Below are 18,984 nucleotides of genomic sequence, written 5' to 3'. Positions count from 1 at the left end.
ATTTGTTTTTCTAAAGGTAGAAAGGTGTAGCGAATTAACCTTTAAAATAAATGTTAAAAAAAACATATAATTCTGAAAATGTGTAACAAAAAACCTCACTTGATTACTAATTATAAAATATAAATATGAAAAAAATATTTGCTCTGGTTGCTTTTACGGCTTTTTTCGCAGTTAACGCGCAGGAAACCGCTAATAGATTCTTTTACGAATTAACGTTTAAACCGAAGAAAGATTCTGCGAAAGTCGATAAAGTGATGGCCATTTTAGATGTGACGAAAGATAAATCGATTTATAGAGATTACACCTTGGTTGCACAGGATTCCATCTTGAAAGTTCAGGTGGAAGCCATGCAAAAATCTGGAATGTTTAAAGATATTTCGAACACGATGACCATGCCGAAATTCACGGAGAAGATTTATAAATTCTATCCAGAAATGAAGGTTCAGTTTGTTGATAGAATCAGCAGTGGTTTTACTCCAATGAACATCGGTTACAATGAGGATTTAAAATTAAACTGGAAAATTGATTCTCAAAAAGAAAAAATTGGTTCTTATAATGCTCAAAAAGCCACCACAGAATACGGCGGCAGAAAGTGGACAGCTTGGTTTACTTCAGATATTCCCTTGCAGGATGGACCGTATAAATTTCACGGATTACCCGGACTTATTGTGAAAATCAGCGATGAAGGAAATAATTATTCTTGGGAATTAAAGGGGAACAAAAAAATACCAAACTTTAATGAAGTAACTTATATCGAGTCTGTAATGCCTGGTGGAAACGGCGGAAAAGTACAAGAACTAACGCGAGAAAAATTTACCAAAACTTTAGCAGATTATAAGAAAGACCCGTTTGCAACGATGAGACCAATGCTTACGCCAGCAATGCTTGCCACTAAAATGCCCGGAATGGACGGTACAATGGGTGATTATTTAAAAAAACAGGAGAAAACAACCATAGAGTTTTATAAAGCCAACGATAATCCCATTGAAATGCCCGTAGAAAAGACTAAAAAATAGACTTCAGATAGATTAAATTATAATTGTTGAAACCTCGGAACATTTACTGTTCTGAGGTTTTTTTACGCTATTATTTTCCAAAGTCTTATTTAGATTTAATTTAAATAACGTATATTTGCCTATCAAAATTTAAGCCTTGAAAAGAGATATTTCAGATAAATTATGTTGCTTCCCGCGGAATAAGTTTGGGAAAATACTCGGTTATGAAAATAATGACCTTGTAATGCCCAATAAAATTATTGAAATGGGACTATTGCCACAAACCGTTTTTAAAGTGCTCTATCAGGCACCATTCAGTGGACCGCTTTATATTGAGTTCGGTGACGAAAAAAGCAGAATTGCACTTCGAGAAGAAGAAGCACGGTTCATTATCGTAGAAAGTTTAACTTAAATATTCTCCGAATTCTTTACAGATACACCAGGAGCGAAGAATGAACACTTCAAACAAACAAATTCTTTTAGTCGGAAATCCGAATGTAGGTAAATCAACCGTCTTTAATTTTTTATGCGGCAAAAAGCAGAAGACCGGTAATTATGCGGGCGTAACTGTGGCGAGTCATTCAGGAGGCTACGAATATAAAGGTGAGCGCGTTGAGGTAATTGATCTGCCGGGTTCTTACAGCATTTATCCAAGTTCTGAGGATGAAGCCATATTTTCAAAATATCTGATTGATGAGCAGAATAATTACAGCGGTGTTGTTTATATTTTAGAAGCGTTAAGCATCAAAAGAGGTTTGCTTTTATTTCAGCAAATTCAAGATTTAGGAATTCCCATTATTTTAGTCGTCAACCAGATCGATCAGGCGCAACGTCGTGGAATTACCATTGATATTGCCCAACTTTCCAAAGAATTAAATGTAACGGTTTTACAAGCCAATGCAAAACTTAATCAAGGAATAGAAGAACTTCGAGATGAAATTCATAAACAAAGTTTTACCAAATCAGAAACCGTTTCTTTTGATATTCCAACGGAACACAGAGGTTTGGTTTTCAAAATTTTGCAGGAAACGAAAGAAGAAAATCAATATAAAGTCTGGACTTTACTCTCCTCGGACACTTATTTAGGAAAGTTAGAAACCGTAAGCGAGCAGATGAATAACTACGAAGTTAAGTGTTTGGTGCCGAAACGGTTACAGACACAAGAAACCATCAGGCGTTATCAGGAAATTGACAAAATTATAGGCAAAGTCATTTCAAAAAAACCACAGTTCAAAGAATTACTCACCGAAAAACTGGATAAAGTTTTAGTCCACCAATTTTGGGGTTATGTGATTTTCGGGTTTGTGCTGTTGTTTATATTCCAAAGTGTTTTCTTTCTGGCAGAATATCCAATGAACTGGATCTCCGATTTTTTCCTTTGGCTGTCAGGATTTGTAAATGCACAGTTGCCGGCTGGCCCTGTAAATTCTCTGTTAGCGAATGGTATTATTCCGGGAGTTGGGGGAATTGTTGTCTTTGCACCGCAGATTGGTATATTACTATATTTTCTCTACTTGCTGGAAGATTCTGGATATATGTCCCGCGTTATTTTTCTGATGGATCGCTTTCTTCGCCCTTTCGGATTAAACGGAAAAAGTATAGTTCCTCTGGTTTCCGGAACTGCCTGCGCGATTCCCGCGATTATGTCCACGCGAAATATTGAGAATGTAAAAGAACGGCTTATTACAATTCTCGTTACGCCTTTTATGACGTGTTCTGCGCGACTTCCGGTGTACAGTATTATTATTGGATTAATTATTCCGAATAAATTTTTTATTGGGATCAGTTATAAAGCATTGGCTTTAATGGCGATGTATTTTCTCGGTTTTTTTACGTCGTTAATGGCTTCTTTAATCCTGAAAAAAATTATTAAAAGTAAAGGAACTTCATTTCTTGTGATGGATTTGCCATCTTATAAAATGCCTCTTTTCGGCTATGATTTTAAAATCGTTCTGGGAAAAGTTTGGGAATTTATTACGGGTGCCGGGAAAATTATTTTCCTCTTCAGTATTGTCATTTGGTTTTTCAGTTACATTGGGCCGAAACAAAACCCGAAAGACTTTGTAGCAACTGATGTAAAATTAGAAAATTCCTATTTGGCTAAAATGGGGAAATCAATAGAACCCGCCATCGCACCTTTGGGTTATGACTGGAAAATGGGAGTTGGAATTCTGACGAGTTTTGTCGCTCGGGAAGTTTTCGTCGGAACAATGTCTACGCTTTACAGCTTGGATGAAGAAGCGCCAGAAGGCACCATTATTGATAAAATGCGCAGCGATGTAAAACCAAACGGGGAAAAAGTGTTTAGTTTCGCGACAGGAATTTCAATCTTGTTCTTTTACGCCTTCGCCATGCAATGTGTCTCTACTTTGGCCGTTGTATATAGAGAAACCAAGTCTTGGAAATGGACGATGGCGCAACTTTTTGGCATGTCGGGCTTGGCGTATGTGGCCTCATTATTTGTTTATCAAATACTAAAGTAATGGAAAATTCACTTCTTTTACAATATATTATTATTGCAGCACTGGTTTTGTTTGCGGGTTATTCCTTATTCAAACTGATCATTGCAAACTTCAGTTCTAAGAAAAAGAAAAAAGGAGAATTTGGGTGTGATCAAGAATGTGGTGGACATTAATTTCGATTTGCAATTGAGCAATTGTTACGCTAAAAATCATTAATTTTCTAAAAGTTAAGATATGGATTCCATGTTATTTCAATATATATTGATCGCTGCGATTGTTCTCTTTGCGGGCTATTATTTATTTAAAATGTTAGCGAAAACATTTGGCGCAAAAAAATTTAAAAAACAAGATTCTGATTGCGATTCAGATTGCGGTTGTTCGTAAGTTAATTCGTTAAATTCCATCTAATCAATAATTTACGATATGATCGACGAAAACTAGCATCCATCCTACTATTCCTTCTCCTATTTTATTCGTATTTTTGCACATTGAAAAAACATATGTTGTCATAACATTTGCTTTTAGAAATCATTAAAAAAAATCATTTTATGGCTCTAATAAAATCTATTTCAGGAATCCGCGGAACGATCGGGGGAAAAGTTGACGAAAACTTAACGCCACTTGATGTGGTAAAATTTACTTCTGCTTTTGGAACCTGGCTTCAGAATAATAAAAATAAAAAAGATTTAACTTTAGTTGTTGGCCGTGATGCACGAATCTCCGGTTCAATGGTAAATTCTCTGGTAACGGCAACTTTGCAAGGTCTTGGAATTAACGTGATTGATTTGGGACTTTCTACCACCCCAACTGTTGAGGTAATGGTTCCCGAATTGAATGCAGATGGGGGGATTATATTAACCGCTTCTCACAATCCGAAACAGTGGAACGCACTAAAATTATTAAACGAACAAGGCGAATTCATTACCGGGGAAAACGGAACAGAAGTTTTAGCTTTAGCAGAAAGTCAAGATTTTGATTACGCTGAAGTTGATGATTTAGGAAAATACGATACCAGAGATGATGGTTTTGATATTCATATTCAAAAGATTCTGGATTTACCAATGGTTGATGTAGAAGCCATCAAAGCAAAGAAATATAAAGTCGTCGTTGATGCCGTAAATTCAACAGGTGGAATTGCCATTCCTCAATTGTTAGAAGAATTAGGCTGTGAAGTCGTAAAATTATATTGCGAACCAAACGGTCATTTTCCCCACAATCCGGAACCTTTAAAAGAACATTTGGGAGATATTTGCGAATTGATGAAAACTGAGAAAGCAGATGTCGGAATCGTAGTTGATCCAGACGTTGACCGTTTGGCTTTGGTGGATCAAAACGGTGAATTGTTCGGTGAAGAATATACTTTGGTTGCCGTAGCAGATTATCTTTTGAAGAATAAAAAAGGAGCTGCAATTTCTAATCTTTCCTCAAGTCGTGCTTTAAGAGATGTAGCGCGAAATTTAGATTCTGAATATTTCGCCAGCGCTGTTGGAGAAGTGAATGTTGTAACCTTAATGAAAGAAAAGAACGCAGTAATTGGCGGTGAAGGAAACGGTGGAATCATCTATCCGGAACTTCATTACGGTCGTGATTCTTTGGTTGGTGTGGCGTTGTTTTTAACACACTTAGCAAAAGAAAATAAAACGGTATCGGAACTTAGAGCAACTTACCCCAGTTATTTCATGGGGAAAAAGAAAATTGAATTGACACCAGATATTAATGTTGATTCCCTTTTAACAAAAATGGAAAAAGAGTATCAAAACGAAGAGATTTCTACGGTTGACGGGTTGAAAATTGATTTTGAAAATAATTGGGTTCATTTGAGAAAATCGAATACAGAACCAATTATCAGAATTTATACAGAAGCCTTTTCCCAGGAAGAAGCAGATCAGCTGGGAGAGCAGATGATCGAAAAAATAAGAAGTTTGATATAATCAAAATTTTTATTAATTTTAATAGTGTTTAAATAAAAGGTTTTTTTCGAAGGTTGTAAGATAATTTCACTCTTCGTAACGAACCGCAAAATTATATATTGGAAGAATTTTTTGAAAACGAACTGGTACAAAAGTTCGAAGCAATGATTGAAAATAATGATGAATTGTACTTCGAAACCGAAGAATATGAAGAAATCATTATTCACTATCTGGAAATGGGAGATATTTCGTTCGCCGATATGGCTACCAAATATGGGTTGAAAATTCATCCCAATTCCCTAGACTTAAAGGTTAAGCAATTTGAGGTTTTTTTAGAATTAGAAAAATACGCTGAAGCAAAAGAACTCATGGCGGAATTAAAGGAAAGCTGTCTTGAAAAAACAGACTTTCTGGTTTGCTGTGCGAAATATTACTCAAATCTGGGTAATCCACGACGTTCTATAGAATACTGCGAAAAGGCCTTGGAACTTGGTGAAGAAGAGAACTTTCTGCACAATTTTATTGCAGACGAGTATGTAAATCTAGAAGATCCTTTCAACGCGCTGAAGCATTATAAACTGGCCCTCAAATTTGATCCGCAGGACGAATATTCCTTAGAGAATATCATGTTCTGTTACAACCAGCTGAAAAGAAGTGACGAAGCCATAGAATTTTTAAATGGTTATTTGGATAAATATGCCTTTTCTGAAACTGCCTGGTACGAGTATGGTCAGTTTTACTTTAACAAAAAGAATTACGAGGAAGCCATTAAAGGGTTTGATTATTTATTGGCCATCAATTCTCAGTCAGTGGGCGTTTACGCAAATAAAGCTGCATGTTTCGAAGCGATGGGAGAATGGTTGAAAGCCATTGCCGTATACGAAGAAATGTTGGAGTTGGAATATACCAAATCTTTTACTTTTTATAAAATTGGACTTTGTTACAAAGAAAATAAGCAACCTGTTTTGGCCTTAAATTCTTTTCAGAAATCATTGCGTGATGATCCACAGTTTTACATGTCGATGATTGAGCAATCCTATGTTTACGAAGAAATGGGAAGCATGAAAGAAGCGCTGCATTTTGCGAAAGAAGCTGTTTCTTTGAATGAAAGTAATTTGGATTATCAGAAAAGATTGGCCTATTTACATATCGAAGCTGGAGAATTTGAAGAGAGTTTAATTTGTCTGAAAAAACTTGTAGATTTTGAGCCAAGCCGTTTTTATAATTGGTATGCACAATCAGAAGTGTTGATGTTAGTCGGTGAATATGAAGAAGCAATTTCTGTTCTTTTGGAAGCTACAAAATTGCACAACCGCGGCGAATTGTATTATCAGCTGAGCAATTGCTATTTCCATCTGAATAATCAGAAAAAAGGACGAAACGCGCTCGCAACCGCCTTAGAGCTAGATCCTCATTTACTGGAAGATATGCAGCAGAAATATCCATTCATTAAAGAAGAGGCAGATAAAGTAAAAACGAAAAAGAAATAAATTCTTTATAAATAAATTTAAAACGCGCTGAAAAGGGCGTTTTTTTTTGTTTAAAATTTAGCGGTAATATAATTCCAGGAACTGAAAGAATTCCGACATTCGGAAGATGTTATTTAAAACTAAATAAATCAGAAGAAGAATGACTAATGAATAGAGAAATGAAATTACTTTCGGAGATTCTTTGTAAGCGTAAAAAAGCCAACCCATCATTAAAGGCACCACGAAAATAAAGTGACCTCCGTAAATATACGAAGTGTGAAGTCCGAACTTTAAAACGCAGTGAATGATAATATCTACCAAAAACGAAATCATTAAAACCTGTACCAGTTTATTTTTAAAATTTTTCACGTAACTCCACAAGACCAAAACCAGAACAAGACCTACGAAAACATAAGGGAGGAAAGCGGTGTACACCTCCATGAAAATTGCTTTGTACTCAAATCCTTTTTTATTGTGATAATCGCGCAGAATAAAGCCGCTAAAAAGCATATTTCCGCCAAAAAACCAAGATGCAATCATATCCCATACAGGAGTTACTTTCGGATTAGAAAACTTTTCATATTGCTCGGCAGATTTATCGAAGAAATTAAGAAACTTAAAATTTAAACGGTACATAAACAAGAGCGCAAACGCCGCAACTGAAATGGTTACTCGAAAAATAAGATTCCCAAATTTTCTCCAGTTCTGAAAAACCTTTTTTTCAAACAGCAGGGGAATATAAACTTTAACAATATTAGTCACCGTCAAACCACCAATGGAAATACCTGCTAAAGCCAAAGCCGTTACAGGTATTTTTTCATTGTTCCTCAATTTTAAAGCTGCGTAATAATTAAACAGCACTAAAAATAATAAAGTGTACGTATACGTTTCTGGCGTAAAAGAAAGTAAAATCGAAGTACTGAAAAAAGCGAAAAAGAAAACAATTACTACCGAAATTTTTTTTGGCAAAGTAATAATATTTTTTAAATATTTATAGATTTGAATTAGACTTAAACTCACCGCAATATTGCTACAACACGCCAAAACTAGGCGGAAAATTTCGTCTTTTTTTCCATTTGAGAAAAGTAAGGAAAACTCTCGAATCCAGTTAAAAAAATAATTCGCCAGCGGGTGCCTTTCGAAGCCGCCACCAGTCATGACGATGGCGCGATTATCAAAACTAAAGTAGGCATCCCACGGAATGCGGTCATCAAAAATGATCCGATAGTTCAGCGCAATTGAAGTTCCCAGAAAACCATACGCTGAAATAAATAATACAAAAAGAAGCAACTCAAATTTTGTTTCCGGAAAAATAGTCTTGAGAAGATCAATAAATTTTTGTTTGAAAACCAAGGTAGAATGTTTTGGCAAAAGTAAGTAATTTTATGAACTGCATGATAGCGTGGAACTTCCTGTTTGGCCGTCGTACAACGAAGGTCTTTTAACCGAAAATTCCGGAAAGATTTCTTCGTAAGGATTTTCTAAAGCAATTAACAACTTGTTCAAAAGGTCTTTTTTGCCGTCATTCAATTCATTAATACATTCAAATAGCAGGTAATTTCGAAGAATAAATTTAGGATTGGTTTTACGCATCAATTCTAAAGATGCTATTTTGGAAATTGTATTTTTATCCAAACGTTCCTGGTACTTTTGTAGAAATAACTGTAATTTTTCAAATTGAGCTGTACTTGTAGAAGTGTAAATTACCTCTTCAAATTGCAGTTTACAATCTGTGTTTTCAGTAAAACTTTCTAGCTGTTTAAAAAACAAAGTGTAGTCGATGGTCAAATCCTGCATGATTTCTTGAGCATCGGTAAAAAACTGTGCATCCTCTTCTAGCAAATTATCGAAGCCGAATTTTTTAGCCATCATCTCGTCGTGCTTTTTCCAAAATCTTTCGTTGAAATCATTTAAAGTTCCTTCTAACTTGGTTTCGTCTTTGATGAGTGGGAAAAGTGCATTCGCGAGTTGCCAAAGATTCCATTGTGCGATTTTCGCCTGATTTCCAAAGGCATATCTGCGACCCGGCAAATCGGTAGTATTTGGCGTAAAGTTGAGGTGATATTCATCTAGAAATGAGAACGGACCATAATCAATAGTTAATCCTAAAATCGACATGTTATCTGTATTCATTACGCCGTGTACAAATCCCACACGATACCATTCTACAATCATATCAGCGGTTAAATCGGATACTTTCTGGAAAAATTCAGCGTATTTAGTTGAACTGGATTTATCAATTTCTGGGAAATCATTTTCGATAGAAAAGTCAACTAATTTTTGGAGCGTTTCAATTTCCTTTTGTGCAGAAAGAAATTCAAAATGTCCGAATCGTAAAAAACTTGGTGCAGTACGGGTCATCACCGCACCTTTTTCGTAGGCTGCATTTCCATCGTATAACATATCTCGCAAGACTTTTTCGCCGCTTAGCGAAAGTGATAAAGCCCGTGTGGTGGGTATTCCCAAGTGATGCATGGATTCACTCATGAGATATTCCCGCACGGAGGAACGAAGAACTGCGCGACCATCCGCATGCCTGGAATATGGTGTTGCGCCGGCACCTTTCCACTGTATTTCTGTGCGTTGTCCTTTTTTATTTGTGATTTCTCCCGCAAATATAGCACGACCATCACCCAATTGTCCGGCCCAATTGCCAAACTGATGTCCGGCGTAGGCTGTAGAATACGTTTTCACATTTTCCGGAAGTGAACTGGCATTTAAAAAATCGACATCCTGTTGATTCTCGATAGATCCCAATCCAATCTCCTGGGACAATTTTTCATTAAATATGAGTAATTCGGGTGTATCAAATCCCATGATATCAACTGTAGAAAAAACCATCTTTGGCGTTTGTCGCTGCATGGCATTTCCGGAAAAATCGCCGGGGAAATTCTCGAAATAAGGTTGTGTGATAAGATCTAAATTCATAATTCAAAGGTAAAAAAAAATCCTCCCAAAGTTTTTTTGGAAGGATAGATGGTTGCAATGAGTATTGCTATTTATTAAAATCAATTTCCTCGCCGGTATTGATCTTCTCGTTTACGTTTTCTTCTTTTTTCGCCGGCGCTTTCTTAGGAACATACACCGGTTCTTCTATCGTAGGATTTTTAATTTCATCGATGGTCTGTAGTGCACCTTCATCACCGTAACCGCCAAGTCCCTGCAAATCGGAACAATTTCCTGTCCAGTTAGATGGTTTAACGAACTTGTCTTCCGGTGAAATTTCTAATTCCTTATCTGCCCACACTTTTTTCATATAAATTGCCCAAACAGGTAAAGCCATTTTGGCACCTTGACCTTCTCCCGTACCACGGAAATGCGCCGCCCGGTCTTCCCAGCCTACCCAAACTCCCGTCGCAAGATTAGGCGTAATTCCCATAAACCAACCATCGGAATTGTTCTGCGTCGTTCCAGTTTTTCCGGCAATTTCAATACCTTTTGGTACGCCTCTTCTGGCTAATTCACCGGAAGCGGTACCAAATTCTGCAACACCTTTCATTAAATCGATCATGGTGTATGCATAAAGCTCATTCATTACCTCCTTCATTACGGGTTTTACTTCTTTTATAACGCGGCCGTTGGCATCCTCGATACGCCAAATCATTTCAGGTTTAATGTAATTTCCATAGTTTGCAAAAGTACTGTAAGCACCTAGCATTTCGTAAATCGTAATATCTGAAGATCCTAAAGCCACCGCATATTCATTTGGTATTTCTTCCGTCACTCCTAAATCTCTTGCGGTTTGGATGACGCTTTTCACACCAGTCATTTCAATCAGACGTACGGCCACCGGATTTTTGGAATGTGCGAGACCATCACGTAATGTTAGATTCCCACCTGATCCTTCCACTTTCCAGGTTCCTTTGGTATAAGTTGCATTGGAAACTGTTGAACACGGCGTCATTCCTAATTTCATAATCGCCGTCGCATATACAAACGGTTTGAAAGTTGAACCAACCTGTCTTTTCCCTTGTTTAATGTGATCATATTGGAAATGTTGCCAGTTAATACCGCCGACCCAAGCTTTTATTTCTCCAGTTCCTGGAACCATAGACATCAATCCCGCTTGCGCAATTTGCTTGTGATAACGAATAGAATCCCATGGAGACATTTCAACTTCCTCTTCTCCTTCCCAAGTAAACCTCGATGTTTTAATTGGTTTTTTAAAGTCGATCATGATGGAATCTTCAGAAACATCTGCGTTTTTCAACTGCTTGTATCTTCCTGTTCGCTTCATGGCGTTCAGCATGATGGAGTTGATCTGCTTGTCATTAATTAAGTAGAAAGGGCGATCTTTACGGCCTCTTTGCTCGGCATCAAATCTTTTCTGTAAATCGGTTAAATGCTCTTTAATTGCTTCTTCAGCATAGATTTGCATTTTGGAATCCAGCGTGGTATAAATTTTTAAACCATCTTTAAAAATATTGAGACTTTTACCAGTCTGCTTTTCAAAATCTTTAATATAACCTTCAATCTCTTTTCGAAGATAAGATTTATAGTACGCAGAATAACCCTCATCAATTGATTTTACAGGATGAAAATCTGTTTTGATCGGTGTTGCAATTGCCTGTTCGTAATTGCTCTGATCCAAGTACCCCGTTTTCAACATTTGATCAAGAACTACATCTCGTCGTCTCTTCGCTCTTTCTGGGTTTCGTAAAGGATTATTTGCGACAGGAGCCTCTAACATCGCTACGAACATTGCTGCTTCCGGTAATGTCAGTTGTTTTGTTTTTTTATTGAAGTAAATTCTAGAGGCCATTTCAATTCCGTTCGCATTATTAACGAAATCAAATTTGTTAAAATACAGCTCAATAATTTCCTCTTTGGTATATCTTTTCTCAAGACTGACGGCCACGGCCCATTCTTTTAATTTCTGAAAAACTCTTTCTACCGAATTTTGTGAAGCCGTTCCTGTAAATAATAGTTTTGCCAACTGCTGTGTAATGGTTGAACCACCACCACGTTGGCCACCAAATGCAACCGCACGAACTACAGATTGTAAATCAATACCTGAATGTTCCTTAAAACGCTCATCTTCCTTTGCCTGAAGGGCGTAAATTAAATACGGTGGAAGTTCTTTATAGCTAACCGGTTGGGTTTTTTCCTTTTCAAATTTTCCGAGCAGTTTTCCATCTGAGGAATAAATTTCGGATGCCACGAATATATCTGGATTGTCGAGTTCTTTCACATCGGGCATATCGCCGAGAAATCCTTGAGATACCGCGAAAAATGTTCCTGCAATACCCAAAATCAACACAATGAGGAAAATCCAAATTAATCTCACCCACTTTTTCCAGCCGGTGTTTCGAATTTTTTTAGGAGGAAGCGGAAATTTCTGCTGTGGTTTGTTCCCTTTATTCTGTGTGTTTTCCATAAATACGTTTACGGTTTCGCTGTATTAATTTTTACGCCAATATCTTCTATCCCCTGCAATTTATCTTGTCTCATGGCTTGTATAATGCCGATGGAATAAGCACCATTATTGGGGAATTTATAATTTAATTTATACTGAAAAAGTATTTCTTTCGTTTCGCCAAATCCTTTACCCAACCAGGTTCCATTAGGCTCTGCTAAGATATAATTAAGAGTGTCTGTCGTTTTTTTCTTAGTTTGTTTATTTAGAAAATTTACAATTAATCGGATATTGCTATACGGGTAATCATTGTTGTTTCTTACAACAAACATAATATTTCTCGGTTTTTGCGTATCAGATATATTGAAATCAAATTTCTGTTCGGCTTTTTTATCCCAATTTCCATTGACATTATTGAGCTGTACATATTCTGACTTTTCACTACAACTTACGAGCAATGACATAACGAAAAAAAGACTCAAAATCTTATGCATTGTCATCACGTTTTGGTGGCGTCTTCTTTTTGAACTTTTTAGGTTGCTGTTGGGTTGGCTTAGCACTTTGCGGTGCTTGCTTATTTGCTACAGGGTTTCTGACATCCGTTTGATTTTCAGAAGGTTTTCGGTCACCTCGCTGCTGATTTTGCTGATTGTTAGGCTTTCTTTTATTCTGGTTTTTTCCAGGATTTCGTCCTCTTCTTTCAAATCGATCAACATTATTTTCCTGAATTAAATCAACAGATTTTACGGGAATATCATTGGTTTTTAAATCCTCCAGCGGCGGTGCTTTTTCCCCTTTTTTGTTTTGGGCAATCAGTTTTTTTACGTCCTGCACATCTAAATCGTACCATGACATAGAGTGGTCTACGTATGCGAACCACATTCTTTTTTTGAAAACATCAATTTTAATACAGAAGGCTTTCCCTTTTTCAGTTTCAATGGTTGAATTTGAAGAAGGAAAGTCACTTAAAGCATCGAGATAACTGTCGAGTTCATAATTAAGGCAACATTTAAGTTTCCCACATTGTCCCGCTAATTTCTGCGGATTAATGCTCAGTTGTTGATAACGTGCTGCATTGGTGTTCACTGATCGGAAATCCGTCAGCCAAGTCGAGCAACACAATTCTCGTCCGCACGATCCTATTCCACCAACTTTTGCAGCTTCCTGACGAAAACCGATTTGTTTCATATCAATTTTCGTACGGAAAAGTGAGGCAAATTCTTTGATTAATTGCCGAAAATCTACACGGTTATCCGCTGTATAATAGAAAGTTACTTTACCGCCATCTCCCTGAAATTCAACATCTGTGATTTTCATTTCAAGATTAAGCGCGTAGGCAATTTTACGGCCTTGTACTTTTACACTTTCTTCTTTTGCTCTTACTTCCTGCCAAACTTCAATGTCTTTTTGGTTGGCTAATCGGTAAATTTTCAGAGGGTTATCTTCAGTGACGTATTTCTTTTTCATCTGAATTTTAACCAATTCTCCAGTAAGGCTTACCACACCTATATCGTGACCCGGACTTGATTCTACAGTGACAATGCTTCCAATATGAAGCGGCAATTTATTGATGTTTTTATAGAAAAATTTACGATCATTCTTGAATCTAACTTCCACAAAATCAGTTTGAGATTGAGAAGGATTATTGATATCAGAAAGCCAATCGAAAACACTTAATTTATAACTATTGCCACACGTATCTACACTTTCACAGCCATTTGCGGATTTTGTTCCGCATGAATGGGACGAATCGCCGGATGTTTTGCATCCACAACTCATATTTATATTTTTGTTATATGTTGCAAATTTAGTATAATTTTTTTGGTATCAGTCAAAAGTCATTCTTTTACACATGCTATTTTTTAAAGTTCATAAAAATCTATAATTTTTTATCAAATATTTAATGAATATGAATTTATTATGCAAATCATACAATAGGACTGCCGGTAAAAATTTATCTATTTTGGTAATTTATTTAATTTAAACACTCGGTGTAAAATGATTTATAATTCGATTAAGATTCCATTAAAAACAGCTGTTACCACGTCTTTACCGAAAATTAACATTTAAACACTGCTCTATTTTCGAAATATGTTTGAAATATTTTAAGAATAATTAACAATTGTTTAAAAAATAATTTTATATTTGGGACATTAATAATGATTTTATGAAAAAAATAGTTGTAACAACAGCATTGTTGGCCGGCGTTCTTTCTTATGCCGGAGGCTTTAGAGTTTCTTTGCAAGGTGTAAAACAATTGGCCATGGCTCACACAAGTGCACATACAGATGATGCAAGTGTAACATTTTTCAATCCTGCTGGGATGTCTTTTATACCAGCTAAATTAAGCATTGCAGCCGGTGGTTTCGGTGCGAAATCAAGCGTGACATACCAAAATTTATCTACCCTTCAATCTTACGAAACCAATAGTCCAATTGGAACTCCTATCTATGCAGCCATTGCTTATAGAGTTTTAGACAATGTTTCTGTAGGTTTTAACTTTTCGACGCCGTTTGGTAGCACGATAGAGTGGCCTTCAGATTGGGCAGGTCGTGAAATCGTTCAGCGGTTAGAATTAAAAGCATTTTATTTCCAGCCAATGGTGTCCTTTAAATTGGCGCCTTGGGCTTCTGTCGGAGGTAGTTATATTTATGCGAAAGGAAGTGTAAACTGGGATAAAGCGGTGACGCAATTAGGAGGAAGTCTAAATCTTACCGATGATAAAGCATCTGGTAGTGGTTTTGGCGTTGGATTTTATTTGAAGCCAACTGAAAAGTTGGACGTAAGCATCGCGTACCGCTCTCCAATTGATATGCAGGCAGATAATGGTAAAGTAACCTTTGATATTTCTCCTTCATTATACCCTAATTTGGGTCTTGATGCTGCTGGAACAGACTCATTTAAAGCGACATTGCCTTTAGTAGACGAATATACCGTGGGTCTTACTTATAAGATCACACCGAAGTGGATGGTTTCTGGAGATTTTAATTACAGTGGTTGGGAGCGATATAACGAACTTACCCTTGATTTTGCGAATGCACCAATTGGTAATCAGCCGAATGACCCCACAATTTTGGTAAGTCCTAAGAATTTTAAGAACACGCACACTTATAGAGTAGGAACGCAGTATCAGATCAATGATATGTTTGCAGCACGTGCGGGATATTACTATGATGAATCACCTTATTCAGATAAAAATTTCCAAGCAGAAACGCCATCGTTTGACGCTAATGTTATTACAGCAGGTTTAGGAGTTAATTTGATGAAAGGATTTGGAGTAGATATCGCAGGTGGAATCGCATTTCCAAAAAGTAGAGCGGTTGAAAACGCTTATAATAATTTCTACGGACAGGCTAAAGCTAAAGCCTATTATTTCGGCTTAGGTCTATCATATAACGCATTTTAAGAATTAATTGATTATGAAAAAAATAGTATTTTCAACCATTGCAGTAGCAGCATTATTGTGCACTGTGAGTTGTAACACAGACTTTGATACGGATGTTTCTAATATCGCTGTAACGAGTGGGCAGGCAGATTTCAGCAAATATGTTGCAATCGGGAATTCCCTTACATCGGGTTATAGAGATGGAGCTTTGTATATTGATGGACAAACAGAATCGTTTCCATCCATGATTGCACAGCAAATGGCTCTTGCCGGTGGCGGTGTTTTCAAACAGCCTTTGATGGCTGATAATTTAGGAGGTATTCCTTCAGTTGGTATTTCTAACAAACGCGTATTAACTTCTACTCTTGGTTTAGCTGTAGCTTCAGGAACAGGAACAACAACACTTGCGAACATTTATAGTTCAGGTCCTTATAATAATATGGGAGTTCCGGGTGCTAAGTCTTACCATCTTGTAGCGCCAGGTTACGGAAATCCGGCGAATCTTGCAGTTGGTAGAGCGAACCCTTATTTTGTGCGTTTTGCAAAAAATCCAGCGACCTCATCTGTAATCGCTGATGCGATGGATCAAAAACCAACTTTCTTTTCTCTTTGGATTGGTAATAATGATGTTTTATCTTATGCAACCAATGGGGGAATGAATTCTCAAACAGTTGGTAATGTAACCACATACACTCCTGCGGTTGATCAAACGGGGAATATGGATCCTACCACTTACATGGCAAATGACATCTCTGATCCAACTCTTGTTGGTGGAGTTATTAAAAGTATGCTTGATGGATTGAAAAGCGTGGGTTCCACAAAAGGGGTAATTGCTAATATTCCTGATGTAACTAAAATTCCATATTTCAACCGTGTTCCTTATAATACGATTGCATTAGATGCTGCAAAAGCACAAGCTTTAAATGCTGGTTTATACCAACCAATGATTGGCGCACTTACGTACTTGGGAGCACCAGATCGTTTTTCATTAGTGAAAGCTGGGAACAACCCGGTTATTGTGGTAGATAATTCTTTACCGAATTTATCAGCACAGCTTACTGCGGTTTTAAGTGCAAGTGGTTATCCCGCGGCACAGGCAGCATTTTTAGGAAAAGCTTTCGGCCAGGCGAGACAAGCGAAAAAAGGAGAATTAATTCTACTAACAGCTTCTACGGTTTTAGGTTTAGATGCATTAACTGGTCAGCCAGCAACAGCAACTTCCCAATTTATCAACGGAGCTTCTTTCCCTTTAGCTGATCAATATTCACTTACATCAACAGAAGTAGGTAAAATTGCAAAGGCAGTTGCTGCGTACAATAAATCAATTCAAAGTTTAGCTTCCGCATACGGACTAGCATTTGTTGATGCGAACACTAAAATGGGTGAACTTAACGCTACGGGAGGAATTCAGTTTGATGGTGTAAAATATACCTCAACTTTCGTAACAGGTGGTTCGTTCTCTCTTGATGGGGTGCACCCAACAGGACGTGGTTATGCAATTTTAGCCAACGAATTTATTGAGGCCATTAATGACAAGTATAAATCAACATTACCATTGGTGAATGTAAATAGTTATTCTGGCGTAACATTTCCTTAAATTATTAAAGAATAATAGCTAATAATAAAACCACTTGAGTACTTCGAGTGGTTTTATTTTTTTTAAATTTGCACATCTAATAAAGTAAAAATGGTTGATCAGGCAAGTTATTTATTTTCTACCCGAACGAGTAAAGTTCTGGCAGAGAAAATCGCCCAGTTTTATGGGCAGGAAATGGGTAAAATTAATTTTCAGGAATTCAGCGACGGTGAGTTTGAACCCGTTTTAGATCAATCTGTGCGCGGTGCGCGGGTATTTTTGATTGGTTCAACATTTCCGCCTGCAGACAATTTACTAGAATTGTTACTCATGATCGACGCTTCTAAGCGTGCATCAGCGAAAAGCATAACAGTGGTTCTGCCTTACTATGGTTTGGCCCGTCAAGATCGAAAAGATCAGCCCAGAGCACCAATTGGAGCGAAGTTGGTGGCGAACTTACTCACTGCTGCCGGAGCAACGCGTATTATGACGATGGATTTGCACGCTGATCAGATTCAGGGTTTCTTTGAAATTCCCGTAGATCATTTATATGCTTCCACTATTTTTATTGATTATATTCAAAAATTAAATTTACCGGAACTGACCATCGCCTCACCTGATATGGGTGGAGCGAAAAGAGCGAAGAATTACGCTGGTCATTTAGGAGCAGATGTCGTCATCGCGTACAAAGAAAGAAAAAAGGCCAATGTTGTTGATGAAATGTTCCTAATTGGTGATGTTGCCGGACGGAATGTTATTCTTATTGATGATATGATAGATACTGCAGGTACTTTGTGCAAAGCAGCAGAAATAATCATGGCAAATGGTGCAAAAAGTGTTCGAGCCATGGCAACACACGGAGTTCTTTCCGGGAATGCATATGAAAATATAGAAAATTCCCAACTTGCGGAAGTAATCGTTACCGACACTATTCCAGTGAAGACCGAATTATCTTCTAAAATAAAAGTACTTTCCTGTGCAGAACTTTTTGCAGATGTGATGAAAATGGTCCATCAGCACAAATCCATCAGCGATAAATTCATTATCTAATATTTTATTTATATCTTTGCACCCTTAAAATTTATTAATTTACGATAATGAAATCAATTACAATTCAAGGTACAAAAAGAGAAAGCGTGGGCAAAAAGTCTACTAAAGCTTTACGTGATGCTGAATTAGTTCCTTGTGTTGTTTACGGAGGCAAAGAAACCCTTAATTTTTCTGCAGAAGAAAGATCATTCAAAGGGTTAGTCTACACTCCTGAAGCACACACGGTATCTATTGAAGTTGACGGAAACACTATTCCTGCCGTACTTCAGGACATTCAATTCCACCCTTTAACAGACAAAATCTTACACGCAGATTTCTACCAATTGTCAGATGACAAACCAGTAGTTATGGAAGTTCCTGTAAGATTAACAGGTCGTTCTAAAGGTGTTGTTGCTGGTGGTGCGCTAAGACAGTCTTTCAGAAAACTGAAGGTAAAAGCAATTCCTGCAAATTTGCCAGATGAGATCGTGGTAGATATTACCCCGTTGAAAATTGGTAGTAAACTTTATGTTGGTGATGTGAAAGCAGAAGGATTTACTTTCATGCATCCAGATAATGCAGTAGTAGTAGCTGTGAAAATGGCGAGAACTGCTCTTAAAGGTGGTGCCGTTGATGAGGATGAAGATGAAACAGCAACTCCAGAAGGTGAAACTCCTGAAGCAGAAGCTACAAGCGCAGAATAATTTAGCGTTTAAATGATATGAAGTCCCGTTCTTATAGAGCGGGACTTTTTTATGGAATAGTTGAGGCTACTAGAATTTAACAGCCCTCAATCTCATTT

Annotated in this window: 15 protein-coding genes; 10 read left to right on the top strand and 5 right to left on the bottom strand. The window is 37.2% G+C overall.

Features of this window, described 5'->3' with window-relative positions:
• The first annotated feature begins 125 nt into the window (after positions 1 to 125).
• The 6 genes from LC814_RS08780 (at position 126) to LC814_RS08755 (ending at position 6,857) form a co-directional block, all read left to right on the top strand.
• A complete protein-coding gene (locus LC814_RS08780; protein WP_226063560.1) occupies positions 126 to 1,016 on the top strand; it encodes a GLPGLI family protein in 891 nt (296 codons plus the stop codon).
• A 136-nt stretch (positions 1,017 to 1,152) separates the two neighbouring features.
• A complete protein-coding gene (locus LC814_RS08775; RefSeq protein WP_226063559.1) occupies positions 1,153 to 1,407 on the top strand; it encodes a FeoA family protein in 255 nt (84 codons plus the stop codon).
• A gap of 40 nt (positions 1,408 to 1,447) precedes the next feature.
• Positions 1,448 to 3,478, top strand: a complete 2,031-nt coding sequence (gene feoB, locus LC814_RS08770) for a ferrous iron transport protein B (RefSeq protein ID WP_226063558.1) — start codon at positions 1,448 to 1,450, stop codon at positions 3,476 to 3,478.
• On the top strand, positions 3,478 to 3,630 hold the full coding sequence (locus LC814_RS08765; protein ID WP_226063557.1) for a hypothetical protein: 153 nt from the start codon (positions 3,478 to 3,480) through the stop codon (positions 3,628 to 3,630). Before feoB ends, LC814_RS08765 begins: the two co-directional genes overlap by 1 nt.
• A gap of 375 nt (positions 3,631 to 4,005) precedes the next feature.
• Entirely contained in the window at positions 4,006 to 5,388 is a 1,383-nt protein-coding gene (glmM, locus tag LC814_RS08760; RefSeq protein WP_226063556.1) for a phosphoglucosamine mutase, read from the top strand.
• 98 nt (positions 5,389 to 5,486) lie between these two features.
• Positions 5,487 to 6,857 carry a tetratricopeptide repeat protein gene (locus LC814_RS08755; RefSeq protein WP_226063555.1) on the top strand — a complete coding sequence of 457 codons (1,371 nt, stop codon included), beginning with the start codon at positions 5,487 to 5,489 and terminating at the stop codon, positions 6,855 to 6,857.
• Between the two features lie 57 nt (positions 6,858 to 6,914).
• Here LC814_RS08755 and LC814_RS08750 read toward each other — a convergent pair whose 3' ends face one another.
• From LC814_RS08750 to LC814_RS08730, 5 genes are all read right to left on the bottom strand, one after another.
• Positions 6,915 to 8,207 carry a DUF6080 domain-containing protein gene (locus LC814_RS08750; protein WP_226063554.1) on the bottom strand — a complete coding sequence of 431 codons (1,293 nt, stop codon included), beginning with the start codon at positions 8,205 to 8,207 and terminating at the stop codon, positions 6,915 to 6,917.
• Between the two features lie 12 nt (positions 8,208 to 8,219).
• The gene (locus LC814_RS08745) at positions 8,220 to 9,764 is read right to left on the bottom strand and encodes a protein adenylyltransferase SelO (RefSeq protein WP_226063553.1); all 1,545 of its coding nucleotides are present in this window, start codon (positions 9,762 to 9,764) and stop codon (positions 8,220 to 8,222) included.
• 67 nt (positions 9,765 to 9,831) lie between these two features.
• Positions 9,832 to 12,213 carry a penicillin-binding protein 1A gene (locus LC814_RS08740; protein WP_226063552.1) on the bottom strand — a complete coding sequence of 794 codons (2,382 nt, stop codon included), beginning with the start codon at positions 12,211 to 12,213 and terminating at the stop codon, positions 9,832 to 9,834.
• 8 nt (positions 12,214 to 12,221) lie between these two features.
• Positions 12,222 to 12,686, bottom strand: coding sequence for a gliding motility lipoprotein GldH (locus tag LC814_RS08735; RefSeq protein ID WP_226063551.1), 465 nt, complete (start codon positions 12,684 to 12,686; stop codon positions 12,222 to 12,224).
• The gene (locus LC814_RS08730; protein WP_226063550.1) at positions 12,679 to 13,971 is read right to left on the bottom strand and encodes a PSP1 domain-containing protein; all 1,293 of its coding nucleotides are present in this window, start codon (positions 13,969 to 13,971) and stop codon (positions 12,679 to 12,681) included. The genes LC814_RS08735 and LC814_RS08730 overlap by 8 nt, the downstream gene beginning before the upstream one ends.
• Before the next feature lie 388 nt (positions 13,972 to 14,359).
• Between LC814_RS08730 and LC814_RS08725 the strand changes: the two genes are divergently transcribed.
• The 4 genes from LC814_RS08725 (at position 14,360) to LC814_RS08710 (ending at position 18,886) form a co-directional block, all read left to right on the top strand.
• On the top strand, positions 14,360 to 15,598 hold the full coding sequence (locus LC814_RS08725) for an OmpP1/FadL family transporter (RefSeq protein WP_226063549.1): 1,239 nt from the start codon (positions 14,360 to 14,362) through the stop codon (positions 15,596 to 15,598).
• A gap of 13 nt (positions 15,599 to 15,611) precedes the next feature.
• The gene (locus LC814_RS08720) at positions 15,612 to 17,174 is read left to right on the top strand and encodes an SGNH/GDSL hydrolase family protein (protein ID WP_226063548.1); all 1,563 of its coding nucleotides are present in this window, start codon (positions 15,612 to 15,614) and stop codon (positions 17,172 to 17,174) included.
• Positions 17,175 to 17,264: 90 nt separating this feature from the next.
• Positions 17,265 to 18,203, top strand: coding sequence for a ribose-phosphate diphosphokinase (locus tag LC814_RS08715; RefSeq protein ID WP_226063547.1), 939 nt, complete (start codon positions 17,265 to 17,267; stop codon positions 18,201 to 18,203).
• Between the two features lie 47 nt (positions 18,204 to 18,250).
• Positions 18,251 to 18,886, top strand: coding sequence for a 50S ribosomal protein L25/general stress protein Ctc (locus tag LC814_RS08710; protein ID WP_226063546.1), 636 nt, complete (start codon positions 18,251 to 18,253; stop codon positions 18,884 to 18,886).
• Positions 18,887 to 18,984: the final 98 nt, after the last annotated feature.

The sequence above is a fragment of the Kaistella polysaccharea genome, from assembly GCF_020410745.1.
Lineage (GTDB): Bacteria > Bacteroidota > Bacteroidia > Flavobacteriales > Weeksellaceae > Kaistella > Kaistella polysaccharea.
Note: the sequence above shows the minus strand (reverse complement) of the source record. Positions and strands in the feature narration are given on the sequence as shown.